The following is a 16432-nucleotide window of genomic DNA, read 5'->3' as shown; positions in this document are numbered from 1 at the left end:
TGCCCCGGCAATCACCCCAAAGGCAAGGAGTAAAGATAACAGCCCGGTCTCTAAGAGACTATCCGAAAAGCCTCCATTCCGGGCGTCTACTGCGTTCGTGTGCTGCTCAGCTTCGTTACTTATCAGTATAAGCGCCTTGCTTGCGCTGCTCCGGCCTTGTCGCCACACCGGACTAAATACTTTTCGGATAGTCTCTAAATGGATTATTCCAACTGAAAGCAGAAAAAACCTACACGGAAGTAATCAGTCGGGGAGGATTTTTGGCAAATACCATCCCAATGGAAGGAGACTACTCTTTGCTTCTGAGCTTCTTATTTTTATGCCACACCACACTATAGAGGTCGTGACGACGATCCTTCAGGTTCATTACCGTGCCAGAATGGCGGGCCCGATAAATATATTCCAGTCGCAAATCGGCAAATGCCACCGTTTCCACGTTGGGGGTGGTGTCGGCGGCAATGCCATCGCGGGCAAAGTAGAAATCGCACGGGGTTAAAATACAGCTTTGGGCGTACTGAATGTCCATGTTATGAACCCGGGGCAGGTTACCCACGTTACCGGACATGGCCACATAACACTGGTTCTCAACCGCTCTGGCCTGAGCCGAATAACGCACCCGCAAATACCCTTGGCGCTCATCGGTACAGAAGGGGACAAACAAAATATTGGCCCCCTGATCGATCAAGTGCCGGGCCAGTTCCGGGAATTCGCAATCATAACAAATCAAAACCCCAATGGGGCCGCAGTCGGTCTGGATGACGCTGAGGTTGTCACCTCCCTGAATATTCCACCAATACCGCTCGTTGGGCGTAGGATGAATCTTGGGTTGCTCATGAATGGAACCATCTCGCAAACACACAAAAGTCACGTTCTGGATGGATCCGTCCTTCATTTTGGTGGGGTGCGAACCGGCAATGATATTGATGTTGTACTTAATGGCCAGCCGCAGGAACATTTCCTTGATTTTTTCCGTATATTCCGTTAGCCGATCAATGGACTTATCCGGCGGAATGGGTTCATTCTCAATGGAGAGCAACTGTAAGGTAAACAACTCCGGGAACACCACGAAATCCGAGCGATAATCCGAAACCACATCCACAAAGTAGGTCACAATTTGTTCAAACTCTTCAAAGGAATGAATGCGTCGCTGCTCGTATTGCACCGTAGCCACCCGCACCGATTCCGGCAATCGACCGGCATTGGTGCGTGATTTTCCCTCTGGCTCCGGAGCTTCCGGGTTCCGCCAAACCATATGGGTGGCCGTGCCCATGGACTCCTTATCGCTGGGCAGGTAATCGGGCAAAATCCCCATAATTTCAAAGCCCTGGCGCAACTGAAAACTGGTGGTGGGGTCGTTGATTTTACGGTCTTTGACCTGCTCGACATATTGCTCCACCGAGCCCACTTGCTTCAGCCGCTTCTTCAGCATCGGCATGCGCCCGCCAAAGACGATACCCTTCAGGCGATAGTATCGGCATAATTTTTTGCGCTCGCTATACAAGCGCTCCCCAATGCGCAAGCCCCGATAATCAGGATCCACAAAGATTTCCATGCCATAAAGATACTCCCCCGTGGCCAAGTGGGTAGAGCCGTAGCCGCCGCCCGTAATTTGACGCCAGGTGTGAGGGGCCATCGCCACTTGCTCCGATACCCGTATGGTGGCGCAATAGCCCACGATTTTAGAATCGTATACGGCCACAAACTGCCCTTCCGGGTAATTGTTGAGCTGGCCTCTCAGGATATCCAGTGAGTAAGGCGGTATATCGGGATACACTTTTTCAGAGAGGCGCTGAATTTCAACCAAATCGGCTGGAGTGGCATTGCGGATGACCAGTTTGGCGTTGGTGGCTTTGTTTTTCATAAGGAAGAGATTTACCAATCGGTTGGGGATTAAAAAATAGTAGCATACTAAGCTGGCTGACCTTCTGACCCGAACGGCCCTCTCAAACATTGGACAAGGGCTTGTGCAAAATCCTTAACGCACTTTTTGGTTTCTGCTAGAATAGGCACACTTTGGAACCGGTGCGCCCAGTTTCCGCTGAATTCAACGATTCCAAAGACCTCGGCAACGTCCAGTTTGGAATCTGGCCGGGTCTGGTTTATTCCTTGAACCCCAGGCAGGCTCTCCAAACTCTCAGGAATAGTCAAGACAAAGAAAGAGCAATACAAGATGAACCGCACGCATGATTTATGCTGGATGATCGGCGGCCCACAAGGGACAGGGGTTGACTCCTCGGCCACCCTGTTTGCCCGCTCCTGCGCTGTAGCCGGCTACTGGGTCTACGGTCGCCGTGAATACCACTCCAACATCAAGGGGGAGCATAGCTACTTTCAAGTTCGGGTGAAAACCGAGCCTGTTTACAGCCATACCGATCCCGTCAACCTGTTGGCCACCTTTGAAAACTCGACTGCCCAACTGCACGCCTTTGAAATCGTGGACGATGGCGCTTTCATCTACGACCCCAAAGTCACCGATCCCGCCAAGCTGGATTTAAAACCGGGCGTCTTGCTGTTCCCCATCCCCTTTGATCAGATTCTGGAAGAGATTGCCCAGGCCACGGGCAAAACCCAAACCAGCCTGTCCATCATCAAGAACACCATTGCCGTGGCTGCCTCCATGGCCCTGTGTCAACTCGATATCAGCGCTATTGAAGAAGCCCTGAACGGCATCTTCACCGGCAGCAAAGCCAAGCTGGTTTCGCTGAACATGCAAGCGGCCACCAAGGCTTACGAAATCATGAAAAACAACCCGGATACGGCCAAGTTCAATTATGTAATGGAAAAACCGGCCACGGTTCCGGCCAAAGGCTCCCGTTACCTGCTGAACGCCGCTGTGGCTACTGGTTTGGCCAAGCTCAAAGCGGGTTGCCGTCTGCAAACCTACTACTCCATTACCCCGGCCGTGGATGAGTGCATTTACCTGGAAGACCTGTCCGAGTACGGTTTGCCGGTTGTGCAGTGCGAAGATGAAATCGCAGCCATCAACATGGCCATCGGTGGTGGTACCACTGGCGTTCGGGCCTCCACCTCCACCTCTGGTCCCGGTATGGACCTGATGACCGAAGGTCTCGGCTGGGCGGGCATCAACGAAGTGCCTGTGGTTATGTTCAACTACATGCGGGGCGGCCCCTCCACCGGTTTGCCCACCCGTCATGAGCAAACCGACATGCTGGCCTGCCTGTTCAGCGGCCATGGCGAGTACCCCAAGATCGTCATGTGCCCCGGCGATGCCCGCGAGCAGTTCTACGACACCTTCAAGGCCTTCAACTACGCGGATCGCTACCAGACCCCGGTCACCTTCATCAGCGATAAGTTGCTGGCCAACAACACCGTGTGCTTCCCCAAGTTCGATGACAGCAACATGAAAGTCGATCTGGGCGTAATGGCCGGTAAAGACGCCAAATTTGATGAAAACAACATTGAAGCGGCCCTGCAAAAGTTCCCCCGCTTCAAAATCACCGAAGACGGCATTTCTCCCCGTGCCCTGCCCGGCATGCCCGGCCACATCTACTGGATGACCGGTGACGAGCATTGCGAGTATGGCCACATTACCGAAGAGCCGGAAATCCGCATTCCCATGCAGGAAAAGCGGATGAAAAAGCTGGATCTGGCCGCTCGGGAAATCCTGCCGGAAGATCAACTGGTGGTTCATGGGCCGGAAAACGCCCCTATCACCATTGTCAGCTGGGGTTCCACCAAGGGCGTGATTCTGGACACCATTAAAGTGCTGAAAGAAAAGCACAATCTGGATGTCAACTTCATTCAGATCCGCCTGTTGAGCCCATTCCCGGTAGATGCCTTCAAGAAAGCCATGGCGAACGTGAAACGGGCCGTGGTGGTGGAAAGCAGCTTCGGCGGTCAAATCACCCAACTCATCACCATGCGCACGGGTATCCAGATTGAGCATGAAGTGCTGAAGTGGAGCGGTCGTCCGATTTCTGAAACCGAGCTGGTTGCCGCCATTCAAGAAATTAACGAGAAACAGTCCAGAAAGGTGGTATTGTCCTATGGTCTCTAGTCCCACCCCCTTGAAAACACCGCTGAAGGGCTCGCAGCTCAAAAGCGACATCCATTCCGAATGGTGCCCCGGTTGCGGCGACTTCGGGATTACCAATTCCATTCAGCAAGCCATCGCTGGTCTGGGCATGAAGCCTTGGGAAACCTTCATCGTCTCCGGTGTGGGTTGCTCCGGTAAAGTGCCTCACTACATCCACACCTACGGCATGCACACCCTGCACGGTCGCTCGCTGGCGTTTGCCCAGGGCGCCAAGCTGGCCAACCCCAACCTGCACATCATCGCCGCCGGTGGCGACGGTGACGGCTACGGGATTGGCGCGGGTCACTTTGTCCACGCCGGTCGCCGGAACATGGACATGACCTACGTGGTGTTCAACAACGAAGTGTACGGTTTGACCAAAGGTCAGGCCTCCCCGACTTTGGCCCAGGGCGCACAGCCCAAGTCCCTGGCCCTGCCCAATCCAACCACCGCCATCAACCCGGTGACCCTGGCGTTGGCCTGCGGCTACACTTTCATTGCCCGTAGTTACGCCTTCGATGCCAAGCACCTGAAGGAAACCATCATGAAAGCCATCCAGCACAAAGGGATGGCTCTGATTGATGTCCTGCAGCCTTGCCCCACCTACAACAACATCCACACGAAGGACTACTTCGCCGAGATGGTGGATGTGGGCGGCAGCCAGGTTCCTCGGGTTTACTATCTGGAGAACGAAGGCTACGATGGCGTGGTGAAAAACCCCAACGACATCAATGAAGTCAACGCCAAGCAGGCTCAGTGCTTCGAGCAGGCCCACAAGGTGGAAGACCGCGTGGCGCTGGGTGTGTACTACCAGATTGAACGCCCCACGTTCCAGGACATTCTGAAAAAGAATATTCCGCTGCTGAACGAGTTCACCCCGGTGGAACTGCCCTACTACGACCCTCAGACCATGATCGCCAACACCGATCTGTCCAAGGCCGCTGCCGATTTCACCATTTAATCGGCCGGGTCATTACCAATCTAAAAGCCCCATCGAATTGCTCGGTGGGGCTTTTGCTTGCAGCTAAAACAGAACCGTCTCAGGCGCAGCCTTGAGAGTGCCCGCAGTTGTGGCAGCGATAACAGGCCCCATCCCGAAGGGTCGGGTTGCCACACTGGCTACAGGGCGGCGCCTCTGCCCACAGGTGGGCCAACGACGAGTCAGGGGCACTCGTCCCCGCATGGGGGGAAACAAGTTCTGCTTGCGGCAGGCGACTTAGAATGCGTTGGGCCTCGGCACCGCTGGGAGGTGCCTGGGCCAACTCAAAGCGACCTAGATACGCCACGCCCAGAATGCGAGTGATCAGATCCACCAGCGAGCTGCATTGACGCACATGGGGATGATCGGTTAAGCCAGCCGGGCCAAAGGCGGTAAAGGCGTAGGCTTCCACAAAACGGGTCAGGGGAACCCCGGCCTGCAAGGCCAGAGACACGGCGTACAGCCAACATTGCAGCAAAGCCTTCACCGTCTCATCGGTGAAGATTCCCTCAATGCGAATGGCGGCCAAGCGATGATCGGAAAACGTTTGGGCCTGAAGGCGCAAGGCCTGGCCTGCCACAGCCACCGTAATCGGCTGCTCTGCTTGTAAAGATTCTGTCGAGGGAAGCGTGGAAGCCTGACTAGAAAGCGGTTGGGTACTCAAGGGCTGAGAAAACTTGCAACCATCCCGGTACAAGGCCACCCCCTTCAGGCCCAAGCGCCAGGCGGTGACATAAAGCGCCTCAATATCTTCTACCGTGGCCGAATGGGGCAGATTGACTGTTTTGGAAATGGCCCCGGACAAAAAAGGCTGTGCGGCGGCCATCATGTGGATGTGGGCCATGGGGGCGATGAAGCGGGTGCCCTGCCCGGAGGCCGTGGCGCAATCGAAAATGGCGTAATGGGCCTCCTGCAAGCCGGGAGCCCCTTCCACGGTGCCGGTCTGATCCACGTAGGCCACAATGGCCTGCTGTTGGGCTTCGGTGTACCCCAGCCCTTGCAGGGCCTGAGCCACCCCGTGGTTGACCATTTTCAGGGTGCCACCCCCGGAGAGCTTTTTCCACTTAATCAGGGCGAAATCCGGCTCGATGCCGGTGGTGTCGCAATCCATCAGCAAGCCAATGGTACCCGTGGGGGCTAAAACCGTGGCCTGTGCATTGCGATAGCCATACCGTTGCCCCAGAGTCAGCACCTCATCCCACACGCTCACCGCTTCTGCCAGCAAGTCTGTGGGGCAATGGTCGGGCTGAATATCCGCCAAGGCCGCTTGGTGCTTACGCATGACGGTCAACATGCTTTGCTGATTCTCGGGAAAGGCGGGAAACGCTCCCAATCTTCCTGCCAGTTCGGCGGAAGTGCGGTAGGCTTCTCCGGTCATCAGGGCAGTAATGGCCCCGGTGATGGCGTAACTCTCGGGACTGTCATAGGGCAGGCCCCAGCGCATCAGCAAGGCCCCCAAATTGGCGTAGCCCAGCCCCAACGGACGATAATCGTGGCTGTTTTGGGCGATACGGGCGGTTGGGTAAGAGGCCAGGTCCACCAAAAGCTCCTGAGCAGTGAAAAAGACCCGGCAAGCCTGCCGAAACGCCGGAGTATCAAACTGCCCGTCCGGTTGCACAAACTTCAGCAAGTTGAGTGAGGCCAGATTGCAGGCCGTATCATCCAGAAAATGAAACTCCGAGCAGGGGTTAGAGCCCCGAATCCGCCCACCGGTGGAGCAAGTGTGCCACTCGTTGATGACATCATCAAACTGGACGCCTGGATCGGCGCAAGCCCAGGCGCATTCGGCAATTTGTCGCATTAAATCTCTGGCCTGAAAAGTCTCACAGACCTCCCCCGTGGTGCGCAGGGTGGTTTGCCAGGGCTCATCATTCAGGTAAGCCTGCATAAAGCGGTTGTTCAACCGCACCGAATTATTAGAGTTCTGCCCCGCCACGGTCTGGTAGGCTTCCCCGTTAAAGTCCCCCGAGTACCCGGCCTGAATTAGAGCCTGCACTTTTAGCTCTTCCTTGCGCTTCCAGTGGATAAAATCCACAATTTCCGGGTGATCCATATCCAGACAAACCATTTTGGCCGCCCGTCGAGTGGTGCCCCCGGACTTGGTGGCCCCGGCCCCCCGATCCAGCACCTCCAGAAAGGACAATAAACCCGAAGAGTATCCGCCGCCGGACAGTTTTTCCTGCTTGCCCCGAATGCGAGAGAAGTTGGTCCCCGTGCCGGAGCCGTACTTAAACAGCCGGGCCTCGGTTTTCATCAGCTCAAACAGCCCCATCAGGTCATCATCCACCGATTGAATAAAGCAGGCCGAACATTGGGGATGCTGGTAGGCGTTGGCGGTGGATTCAATCTGTCGGGTTTGGAGATTCCAGAACCAGCTGCCCCCGCTGCCTGCAATGCCATACTGATGCCACAACCCGCAGTTGAACCACACGGGCGAGTTAAAAGCCCCCATCTGGTGCAGTAACAAGTGGGTCAGTTCGCTTTCAAAACTGTTGGCGTCTTCGGGGCTGGCAAACAGGCCCACCACCTCTCCCTGTTGGCGGATGGTGGTGGTAATACGGTTCAAGACCTGCTTCAGGCTGGTTTCACTGCCCGAGCCCGGGACCCCCAGCTTGCGGAAGTACTTGGAGGCCAGAATGTCGGTGGCCAACTGGGACCACTCGATAGGCACTTCCACATCCCGCATTTCAAAGACCACTTCTCCGGTGGGGCTGGTAATGCGAGCCTCCCGGCGCTCGAAGGTCACCGCGTCAAAGGGGTGCAGCCCTTCCCGGGTGAAAAATCGCTGAAAGCGCAAACCCGGCTCCGGGTTGGGGTTGGGGCCAGCGGCCATACGAATCACTCCTTAAACGGAAATCAATCCTCACACTCCCCTGATCATACCCTGTGTGGTCGGGCCGGACATCCTCCTAATCATCAGGCGAGTCTCCTTGCACAACCTGTTTCTAAAACTGCGTGCAGCTCAGACAAAGGCGCTTAAAAAATATGGGCGTACTCGTTGAGGTAGTTGCTCAAGGCCTGTAAAAATACGGTCATGGTCATCAGCATCACGGCGATGCCAATGGACGGCTTCAGGGCAAAACTGAGCTGAAAGACGGGCATCTGCTGGGCGGTTCGGTTCATGATGCCCAGCATCAGATCCACGGCCATAGTCACCACCATAATGGGCGAGACCAACTGCACCCCAATCAGCACAATATTGCCGGAAAGCGTCACCAGATAGTCCACACTGATGGCCTGGGCAAAGTTATGCTGCATGGCATACAGGGGAAAGACCTGAAAGCTGCGCTTCAGGGCGCTCAGCATCCAGTGAACGCCGCCCAGTTCAATGAACAACAAAATGGTGATGTTGTTAAACAGCGTTTCTAGCAACATGGCCTGCTTGCCGCTGGCCGGGTCCATAATCATGGCGGAGGACAAGCCGATCTGGTTGTTCATGACGTTCCCTGCGGCGTAGGCGGCCTGCAAAATCATATCGGCCATAAAGCCCAGAAAAGCCCCCACCACAATATTCAGCACCAACTGAATCAGAAAGGAGGGATAGTCTCCGCCGGGGGACAGGGGCCCGGTATCCTGATGGGGTGGTACCAGCCAGGCCATGGCTCCGGTAAAGAAAATAGCCGCGCTGATTTTAAGCACAATGGGAATGTTCTTGCGGTTAAAAATGGGCCCGGTGGTGGTAAAGGCCAGCATGCGGAAAAACATCAGCAGCACCCCATCGACCACCGGCCCCAACTGGTGGTGCAGCCGACCGAACGATTCCAGAGCCGCGTCAAAGTGCATGCGCCTGTCCTACCGCTTGCCGTCTTTTTGCAGGGTCATTTTCTCGGGGATACTGAGGGCACCCCCTTTGCTCCCGCCCTGCCGCACCTTGAGGGTGGCCCCCGCGGCCCCGTCGCTGTCTGGCATTTCCCACTGGGCGGCAAACTCTTTTAATTTAGCGCTGTTAGCGCCTTCTTTGGCTTGCAACTCAAAAAAGTGTTTGGCCCGCAATTGGCCCGGGGTTTGGTGCCGGGTGGTGGGCATCACGAAGATGCCGTCCTCGGGGACATCGCTGAAGGCAATCTGCATGGATTCCCGCACATAGTCCGTCATCATGTTCATCATCAGGCCGCCGCCCAGCAATATGACCGCAAAAACCCCCACGATTTTGGGGGCGGCAGCAATGGTTTGCTCCTGCACCTGGGTGACCGCTTGCAAAATACCCACCACCAAACCAATGGCAGCGGCCATCAGCACGGCAGGCAGGGACATCAACAGGCTGAGCATCAGCCCCCGGCCCAAATGTTCCAGCAATATCTCCATAACAGTCCGTCCTCACTGAGGGCTTGCAGCCCATGACGCCTCGCTCGGCGGGGTTCTCTAGTTAAAGCTCTGTACCAGCCCGTTTACAATCAGGCTCCAACCATCCACGGCCACAAAAATCAGGATTTTAAAGGGCAGGGAAATAATGGTGGGCGATAACATCATCATCCCCAGGGCCAGCAGGATATTGGCCACCACCAGGTCAATGACAATAAAGGGAATGAAAATGATAAAGCCGATTTCAAAGGCGGTGCGCAGCTCGCTGACCATAAAGGCCGGGGCTACTTCCCACAGGCTCAAATCCTTAGGGGATTCTGGCGGTTTATTTCGGGACAGTTGTAGGAAAAAGGCCACGTCCGACTGTCGGGTTTGCCGCATCATAAAGGTTTTCAGCGGTTCAGAACCACTAATCATCATCTGAACCACCGAGCCGTTGCGCCGCATGATGGGGTCCAGCTTTTGACCAATCTCTCCAAACACGGGGGCCATGGTGTACATGGTCAATATCAGGGACATGCCCACCAGCACGATGGCCGGAGGAACCTGCTGGGTTCCCAGTGCTGTTTTTAATATTGAAAAAACAATCATATAGCGCAAAAAACTGGTCATACTCACCACCACCAGCGGGATGAGCGACAACGAGGCCATCAGGATGATTAGCTGGAGGGCCGGGTCCAGCTTTCCAAACATCACATCCACAGCGCGTCTTTCCTTTCCTTACATCGTTCCTGAGAGAGAGAAAAATCAATCCGTACCACGCCCGCCATCCACAACGGCATTTGCTATTTCATTCGGGAAGATACAATCCACTGGATGCTTTGGGCGAATCGGGCCCCAAAGCCCTGCCGTCTGGGGACGGTGCGGGGCACCACGGGGGGAGCGAACCAGGGCTCTAGCCGCTCGGTTTCCGTGACCACCGGAATTTCTTCCACGGTCACTTCACTGGCCACCGGTTCCAGTTTGGACAGCAGATTGGTTTCCTCCCCGGAGGCGGCGATTAAAAAGCGTTCGGAGCCGGAACGGATCACATAAACCGTGTTCCGGGGATCCAGCGGCAGGGAGGATTCCACCTGCAAGGTGGGTACCTGTGGGTCCACCTTGGTGGATCCGCCTGATAACAGGCCTGAGGAGCGACGGGCATACCAGTAGGCGCCATAAATCAGGCCCACGGCCCCCAGGGTGTACAGCACGAACGTGCCCAGATATTGCCACAAAGCGCCTGTGTGATTCATCATGCCAGTCTGTCCTTTAAACTTGTCTATTCAAGCAACAACTACCAGTTCTCTTCGCCGTCCGCGGCCTCATCAAAATCATCGTTCAAAAAGCTGTCCAAATCCATTTCACCCGTCGGCTCAGTGGGGGGAGAGGCCTCCTCAACTGGCGGTGCTTCGGCTGGCGTGAGCGCTTCCTGAGCGGGTAATGCCACCCGCTCGACAGGATTTTCGCTGGATGCGGTGGGGGCTAGAACCCGACTGACCCGTATCCCGAATCGATCGCCCACGATGATCAGCTCGCCCAGGGCCAGGGCCTTGCCGTCCACACTTAAACTGATCTGGTTGTGCAGCAGGTCATCCATCTCAATGACCAGCCCTTCGCTCATCTGCTTTAACTGGCGTAAGGGAATTTTCACCGGCTCAAATTCGGCAGCAACCTCAATCATCAGGTTATCCCAAAGGTTTTGCCGGGCTGAAGCGCCTGAGTTCTGGGTGTCCATCGGGCTGTCCATCTCGTCAAACTCCTGTTCGTAAGGCATGGTAATGGCCTGTGGGTGAGCGATCCTGGCGGAAAAGGGCAGGTGTTGCCCTGATTGTGTCTCCACCAGCGCCATCTGATCCAGTTGGCTGTTCTCCAGCACAATCAAATCGCCCGGTTCCAGGTGATCCAGGTCGGCCAGGGGCACCCGGCTGCTGCCCACGTAAATTCGGACGGGAGCTAGCACGTGAAAAAAAAAGTCATCGGGGACGATGGCCACAGGCTGGGCGGATACCGTGCCTTGCTTCAGGGCGGAAGCGGGTACACTGAGGACGATTTTCCCCACTTCCAGCGCATCCATCAGGTGAGCGGCCTGCACTGGCCCCAAGGCCTGCCTCAGCTGCTCGGCGGACTCATCCAGATTGGCCACCCACAACAGTTGAACCAGCTCCTGCTGGTGGGAGGGAGCCGGTTTTTTGAGCAGCTGTTTTTTGAACAGGGCCAGCAAATCCCGGCTTAATTCATTCAAAATGCTGGCTTCCAGCGGGCTGAGCCGTCGGAAGCTAAAACCGGCCTCGCTTTGGGGGCGTCTTCCCAAAACCCGGTTGAGCAGGCTGGCGCACAGAGATTCGGATAAGCGTAACAGCGCCGAAGGCGGTGGGCTGGCGTCGGTGTCGGTTTGCTTCTCCAGCTGAAGCTGGGAGACATGGAAGTCATCCAGACGCCAAAAGTAATGCGGTTTCTCGCTGATGCCCAAAAAGGTCAGCTTCACGGGGACGCCCCAGAACTGGGAAATCAGCTCGCTCAAATGTGGGCTTAGCTGCGCACAGGTCTGAATTTGAGCCTGCCAGGGACTGACCCGTCCCACCCGGGGAAGCGAGTACGACCGATTATGCAACTGGCTCGCCTTTCGGCTGTCCAAACTCATATCCATACGCTTTTCACCAATCAGCGCTCTCTTCCAGCTCGTTTCTGCAACAGCATACCGAATTGCCCGAATGCAGGCATCCATCCAGTGGTCTACGCAAGTCCGCCTTGCCATCGGCCAATGGATGAGGGTTCGCCCTTGGGCTGAGGTTCCCGCCAGCGCCGCTTGGCAAGGCTGTGTTCCGCTGGGGTTTGCCAGCAGACAACTGCCCCCGAAAAGCCCCGTTTGGCCTTTGAAAAGGCGCTGGCTGGGCGCCCTGTTCTCCAGCAGGGAGCAAAATGGCACCTCGGGGAGGCTGACCTTGATTGTAAGCACTAAAAAGTCCTTTGCCATACAACAAAGGACTTTTTAAAGTGCAAGAATGCGGTTGTCTAGGCAGCCGTGTGATTCAGCGCCACCGCGATTTTGGATTTGTAGCGCGCGGCGGTATTCTTGTGCAGAATGCCTTTGAGGACAGCGCGATCCAATAAGCTGTAAGCCAGTTTCAACCCTTCCTGACGGGCGGCTGGCTCGCCGTTCAGGGCTTTTTTCATGGCGGTTCTGATGGCGGATTTGAAAGCAATGTTGCGTTGGCGGTTGCGCTCGGCAACATCAACACGTTTCTTGGCGGATTTAATTCTTGGCAAGATGCAATACCTTTTTACGGTTGAGGGGACACACTAAATACGGGTTCGATAAAAATCGGTAAATCTTAGGCTTTCACTTATAGCATCAACACAAAAGGCGATCAACATGAGGGCAACAGGGCCCATGGGGCAACGCGGGGCAAATGCGAGCAGGGGCCACTCACCTCTCAGGTGTCCCCGCAGGAGGGTTTGGGAGTAGGGCGAGAACGGCGGATTCCACCTGCGCCACTGAAATCTGGCGCATGCAGGCCAACTGCCGCTCAGCATCCGTATAGGGACAATCGGCCTGTTCACAGGGCCAGCAGGCCAAGTCCCCCGGGGGCGTGATCATCCTGGACGCTCCATGGGCCAATGGGCCGGTTCGGGATAAAGCGGTTGGCCCGAAAATACCCACCACCGCTACCCCGGTGGCGGCGGCCAGATGCATGGGCCCGGTATCGCCGCCCACCACCACATCACATTGGGCCAAGACACTGGCTGTGCCCAGAATGTCGTAGCGTCCGCAGTGGTTTTGCACCCGTGGATTGCTGTGTCCCGGCGCTGTGGCCAGTTCATCCAGAATTTGCTGAACCAATGCCCGTTCCTCCGGGCCACCCACCAACAGCACCTGAAGTTCTGGGTTCTGGCCCAACAGTGTCTCAATCAGCCGGACGTAAGCGGAGATTGCCCAGGCCCGGTTGCCGCGTTTGGCCCCCACGCCCGGAATCAGGCCTACCCAGACAGCGCCGTCGGGCTTGACGGGAACGGCCGCCTGCCTTAATACGCTGGGGGGTAAGGCGGGAATCGTGGGTAAACCATCGGGCAGCGCTGGAAATAAGCGCTGGAAAGGCTGGTAAAAGTCGCTGGCGGCATGCCGACGGGGGATGGCCCGTTGCCCTTGCCCCTTGCTGCGTAATTTTTCCTTACGATACACTGCACTGCCGCGAGGCCTGACCAGCGCGGTGAACAGCAGCGACTTCAGCGACGGGTGCAGATTGATGACCCCATCCATCCCCACTTTACGGAACTGTCCGGCCAACTGCCCCAAAGCCCAGAGGCCTTGCCCCTTCTCCCACGTCCACACCCGATCCACGCCTGCAAACGAGGCCACCAAGGCCCGATAGGCGGGGCTGGTTAGCCAGTGGACTTCCATCTCCGGATACGCCTGCTTGAGCGCCTGAACGGCGGCGGAGGCATGAATGAGATCGCCCAAAGCCCCCCAGCGAATCACCAGCAGGCGCCTCATGCCCAGGGCTCCTGAGTCAGTGGCGCTGAGGAAGCCGCCAGCCCCAAGGCCTTCCGAACCTGTTGAAGTACCTGCTGCGGGGTTAGTTGACTCATGCAGGCCGTGGTTTTTAGGGGGCAATCCCGCTCAAAACAGGGTTGACAGTCCAGTTGGGCGGTCAGGATGGTGTGTTGCCCGCCCACGGGGCCCGTTCGGCCGGGGGCGGTGGGGCCATACAGCCCGATGATTTTAGGCCCGCCCACGGCATCAGCAATGTGCAGGGGGGCGCTATCCAGCCCAATCAGTAAGTGAGCCCGCTGAAACAGGGCGTATAAATCGGGCCAATCGGTTTGGCCCACCAGGTTCAAAACTTGCGGCGACCCGGCATGCTCTCCCAGAATGGTGGTGGCCCGAGGGGCGTCACTGGCAGCCCCCAGCAGCACCACCGAAACGTTCAGTTCAAGCAGCAAAGGCAGCAGCTGGGCCCAATGTCCCATGGGCCAATGTTTGCTGGGCCAGCGGGTAAAGGAGGCCAGCACCACTAATGGCTGGGAAGGCAAGGGTAGTAAAGACAGTAGGACCTCCACCTTGGCCGCCGTCTGTGCAGGCAGCGGGGGGAGTATGAATTCAGGGGCTTCGACCTGACAGCCAATGGCCCGGGCAAAATCCAGATAGCGCTGCACGGCAGGTGTCTGGGCATCCCGGATGCTCATGGGAGGAAGCCGGTGGTTGTAGAACCAATCGGCACTTTCCCGGGTGGCCTTAAAGCCGTACCGCAGCGGGATTTTCGCCAGCCAGGGCCAAATAGCGCTTTTCAGGAGGCCTTGCACATCAAAACTGAGTTGATAGCCTTCGGCTCGTAGCTCTCGCACAAAAGCCTCCACCTCCTGCCATAAGGATGGCCACTGGGCGGGTTTTGCCAGGCAGGAGAGCCAGCGCTTGCGATGGGAAACGTGCAACCGATCAATCAGGGGATGATTTTCCAGCAGGGGGGCGGCGGAGGCCTCCACCAGCCAGCCCACAAAGGCGTTGGGATACTGGCGTTTCAGGGCCGCCAGCAAGGGCAGGGTGTGCGTCACATCGCCATGGGCGCTCAGTCGCACGATTAAAATGCGTCGGGCGGCGGGAGGATTAGAAACGGAGGGTTGAGGGTACTTCATGGGATACGGCGGTTGCCTGCGGCTGGTATGAACAATGTAACTTATAATGAAAGTAAGGGTCAAAAACAAAATTAGCGGGAATCTCCATTGGATTGGTTGCATAACAGCTCGGAGTTGATGATGGTGGCCATACTGGTCACCGTGGTTTCCGCTGCCATTATCTTTATTTTGCTGCGCAAGCCCCCCGAAAAATCAGTCTCTTCCGGCAATACAGGGTCTGCCTCGACCCCCGGCAGCCCTGCGGAACCTTCTCCCAGAGATCACAATAGCCTGATTGAGCATCTGAATCAGGGTAACGCCTACGTGCGGAAGTTCCAGTACGAACAAGCCTTATATCACTTCAAGGAGGCCATCAAACTCAAACCGGAAGACCCCTCCATTCACTTTAAAGTGGGGCGCCTGCACCTGCAGCGGGAAGATTTCAAGAATGCGCTGGCCGCCTTTAAGGCTTCGCTGGAGTTGAATCCCAAGCAGGTGGAAGCCCACTATGAAATGGCCCGCGTTTATCAGCACCTGCACAATGCGGAGAAAGCCAGTAACGCCCTGAGCAAGGCGCTCAAGATCAACCCGGTTCACACAGAGTCTCTCAAGCTGCAAATCAAGCTGCTGGAGCAGGAAAACCGCTATCAGGAAGCGCTGGAGCCCCTTCAAAAGCTGATTGAAATCCTCCCTGACCCAACCAAATATCAGGAATTGCTGGCCGAATATCTGATGAAACTGGGTGACTACCCCAAGGCCATCGCCTCTCTGGAGAATCTGATTAGCCTGAACCCGCAGGATCAGCTGTATTACTGGGGTAAAGTGGGGCAAGCCTACTTCGATCAGGGCGAATATGTCCGGGCTATTGAACAGTTCAAGCGAATTTTGCAAGAGCAGGCCACCGCCAGAATGGATGCCACCTTTATCCGGGCCATTAAAAACCAGTTGGCCGCCGCCTTGTGCAACGAAGGGGTCAAGCTGTATCAGGCGCAAGACCCCCGGGGAGCCATTCAGCACTATCAGGACGCCTTGGTTTACGATGATAGCAACGCCGATATCCACTACAATCTCGGGAAAGCGCTGATAGAAGCCAAGGACAATGGCAAGGCCATGCGTCATTTTGAGCTGGCTTTGTCCATTAATGCCAACGATGCCAGCTGCCACTATGAACTGGCCGTTTTGCAGGATCAAAAAGGTCTGGTTCAGGAAGCCCTGACCCATTACCAGAAGGTGCTGGAGCTGGAACCCCACAACCCGAGGGCCTGCTTTGGGCTGGGTACGCTGTACGGCGTGGAGGGCAATCTGGAGAAAGCCATTCAGCTATTGAGCGCTGCCATTCGGCTTGACCCCAACTACACCGACGCCTTTTACAATCTGGCTGTGGCCCTGGAGCGCAAGAAAGACATTAACAAGGCCATCAAGTTCTATAAAAAGGTACTCAGTCTGGATAAAAACCATGAAAAAGCCAGAAGCAATCTGGCCCACATCCAGCACACCCATAAACAGGGGCTTCGGCGCTAAAG

General features: G+C 56.2%; 13 protein-coding genes. 3 read left to right on the top strand and 10 right to left on the bottom strand.

The annotated features are described in order from the left end of the window. Nucleotides 1-289 precede the first annotated feature (289 nt). Nucleotides 290-1861, bottom strand: a complete 1572-nt coding sequence (locus DF283_RS00140) for a bifunctional GNAT family N-acetyltransferase/carbon-nitrogen hydrolase family protein (protein WP_303672552.1) — start codon at nt 1859-1861, stop codon at nt 290-292. A gap of 309 nt (nt 1862-2170) precedes the next feature. On the opposite strand from DF283_RS00140, the gene DF283_RS00135 reads away from it, so the two are divergent. Continuing rightward, nucleotides 2171-4018 carry a 2-oxoacid:acceptor oxidoreductase subunit alpha gene (locus DF283_RS00135; protein WP_303672551.1) on the top strand — a complete coding sequence of 616 codons (1848 nt, stop codon included), beginning with the start codon at nt 2171-2173 and terminating at the stop codon, nt 4016-4018. Then, nucleotides 4008-4997 carry a thiamine pyrophosphate-dependent enzyme gene (locus DF283_RS00130; RefSeq protein WP_303672550.1) on the top strand — a complete coding sequence of 330 codons (990 nt, stop codon included), beginning with the start codon at nt 4008-4010 and terminating at the stop codon, nt 4995-4997. The genes DF283_RS00135 and DF283_RS00130 overlap by 11 nt, the downstream gene beginning before the upstream one ends. 79 nt (nt 4998-5076) lie before the next feature. Here the strand turns inward: DF283_RS00130 and DF283_RS00125 are convergent, their stop codons facing one another. From DF283_RS00125 to waaF, 9 genes are all read right to left on the bottom strand, one after another. Then, on the bottom strand, nt 5077-7848 hold the full coding sequence (locus DF283_RS00125; protein ID WP_303672549.1) for a vitamin B12-dependent ribonucleotide reductase: 2772 nt from the start codon (nt 7846-7848) through the stop codon (nt 5077-5079). A gap of 143 nt (nt 7849-7991) precedes the next feature. Continuing rightward, entirely contained in the window at nt 7992-8798 is an 807-nt protein-coding gene (locus DF283_RS00120; protein ID WP_303672548.1) for a flagellar biosynthetic protein FliR, read from the bottom strand. Between the two features lie 9 nt (nt 8799-8807). Continuing rightward, nucleotides 8808-9320 carry a flagellar biosynthetic protein FliQ gene (locus tag DF283_RS00115; RefSeq protein WP_303672547.1) on the bottom strand — a complete coding sequence of 171 codons (513 nt, stop codon included), beginning with the start codon at nt 9318-9320 and terminating at the stop codon, nt 8808-8810. A 57-nt stretch (nt 9321-9377) separates the two neighbouring features. Beyond that, nucleotides 9378-10010, bottom strand: coding sequence for a flagellar type III secretion system pore protein FliP (gene fliP, locus DF283_RS00110; RefSeq protein ID WP_303673087.1), 633 nt, complete (start codon nt 10008-10010; stop codon nt 9378-9380). Between the two features lie 92 nt (nt 10011-10102). Then, nucleotides 10103-10555 carry a flagellar biosynthetic protein FliO gene (locus DF283_RS00105; protein ID WP_303672546.1) on the bottom strand — a complete coding sequence of 151 codons (453 nt, stop codon included), beginning with the start codon at nt 10553-10555 and terminating at the stop codon, nt 10103-10105. A gap of 38 nt (nt 10556-10593) precedes the next feature. After that, nucleotides 10594-11940 (bottom strand): FliM/FliN family flagellar motor switch protein, encoded by a 1347-nt coding sequence (locus tag DF283_RS00100; protein ID WP_303672545.1) that lies wholly within the window; start codon nt 11938-11940, stop codon nt 10594-10596. Between the two features lie 371 nt (nt 11941-12311). Continuing rightward, nucleotides 12312-12566 (bottom strand): 30S ribosomal protein S20, encoded by a 255-nt coding sequence (rpsT, locus tag DF283_RS00095; RefSeq protein ID WP_303672544.1) that lies wholly within the window; start codon nt 12564-12566, stop codon nt 12312-12314. 160 nt (nt 12567-12726) lie between these two features. Further along, nucleotides 12727-13791 carry a glycosyltransferase family 9 protein gene (locus DF283_RS00090; protein ID WP_303672542.1) on the bottom strand — a complete coding sequence of 355 codons (1065 nt, stop codon included), beginning with the start codon at nt 13789-13791 and terminating at the stop codon, nt 12727-12729. After that, nucleotides 13788-14930, bottom strand: a complete 1143-nt coding sequence (gene waaF, locus DF283_RS00085) for a lipopolysaccharide heptosyltransferase II (RefSeq protein ID WP_303672540.1) — start codon at nt 14928-14930, stop codon at nt 13788-13790. Before waaF ends, DF283_RS00090 begins: the two co-directional genes overlap by 4 nt. 87 nt (nt 14931-15017) lie before the next feature. Between waaF and DF283_RS00080 the strand changes: the two genes are divergently transcribed. Next, entirely contained in the window at nt 15018-16430 is a 1413-nt protein-coding gene (locus DF283_RS00080; RefSeq protein ID WP_303672539.1) for a tetratricopeptide repeat protein, read from the top strand. Nucleotides 16431-16432 lie beyond the last annotated feature (2 nt).

Origin of the sequence: Vampirovibrio chlorellavorus (assembly GCF_003149375.1) — a bacterium.
Classification (GTDB): Bacteria; Cyanobacteriota; Vampirovibrionia; order Vampirovibrionales; family Vampirovibrionaceae; genus Vampirovibrio; species Vampirovibrio chlorellavorus_B.
The sequence above is the reverse complement of the archived record's forward strand: the minus strand, read 5'-3'. Positions and strand labels throughout refer to the sequence as shown.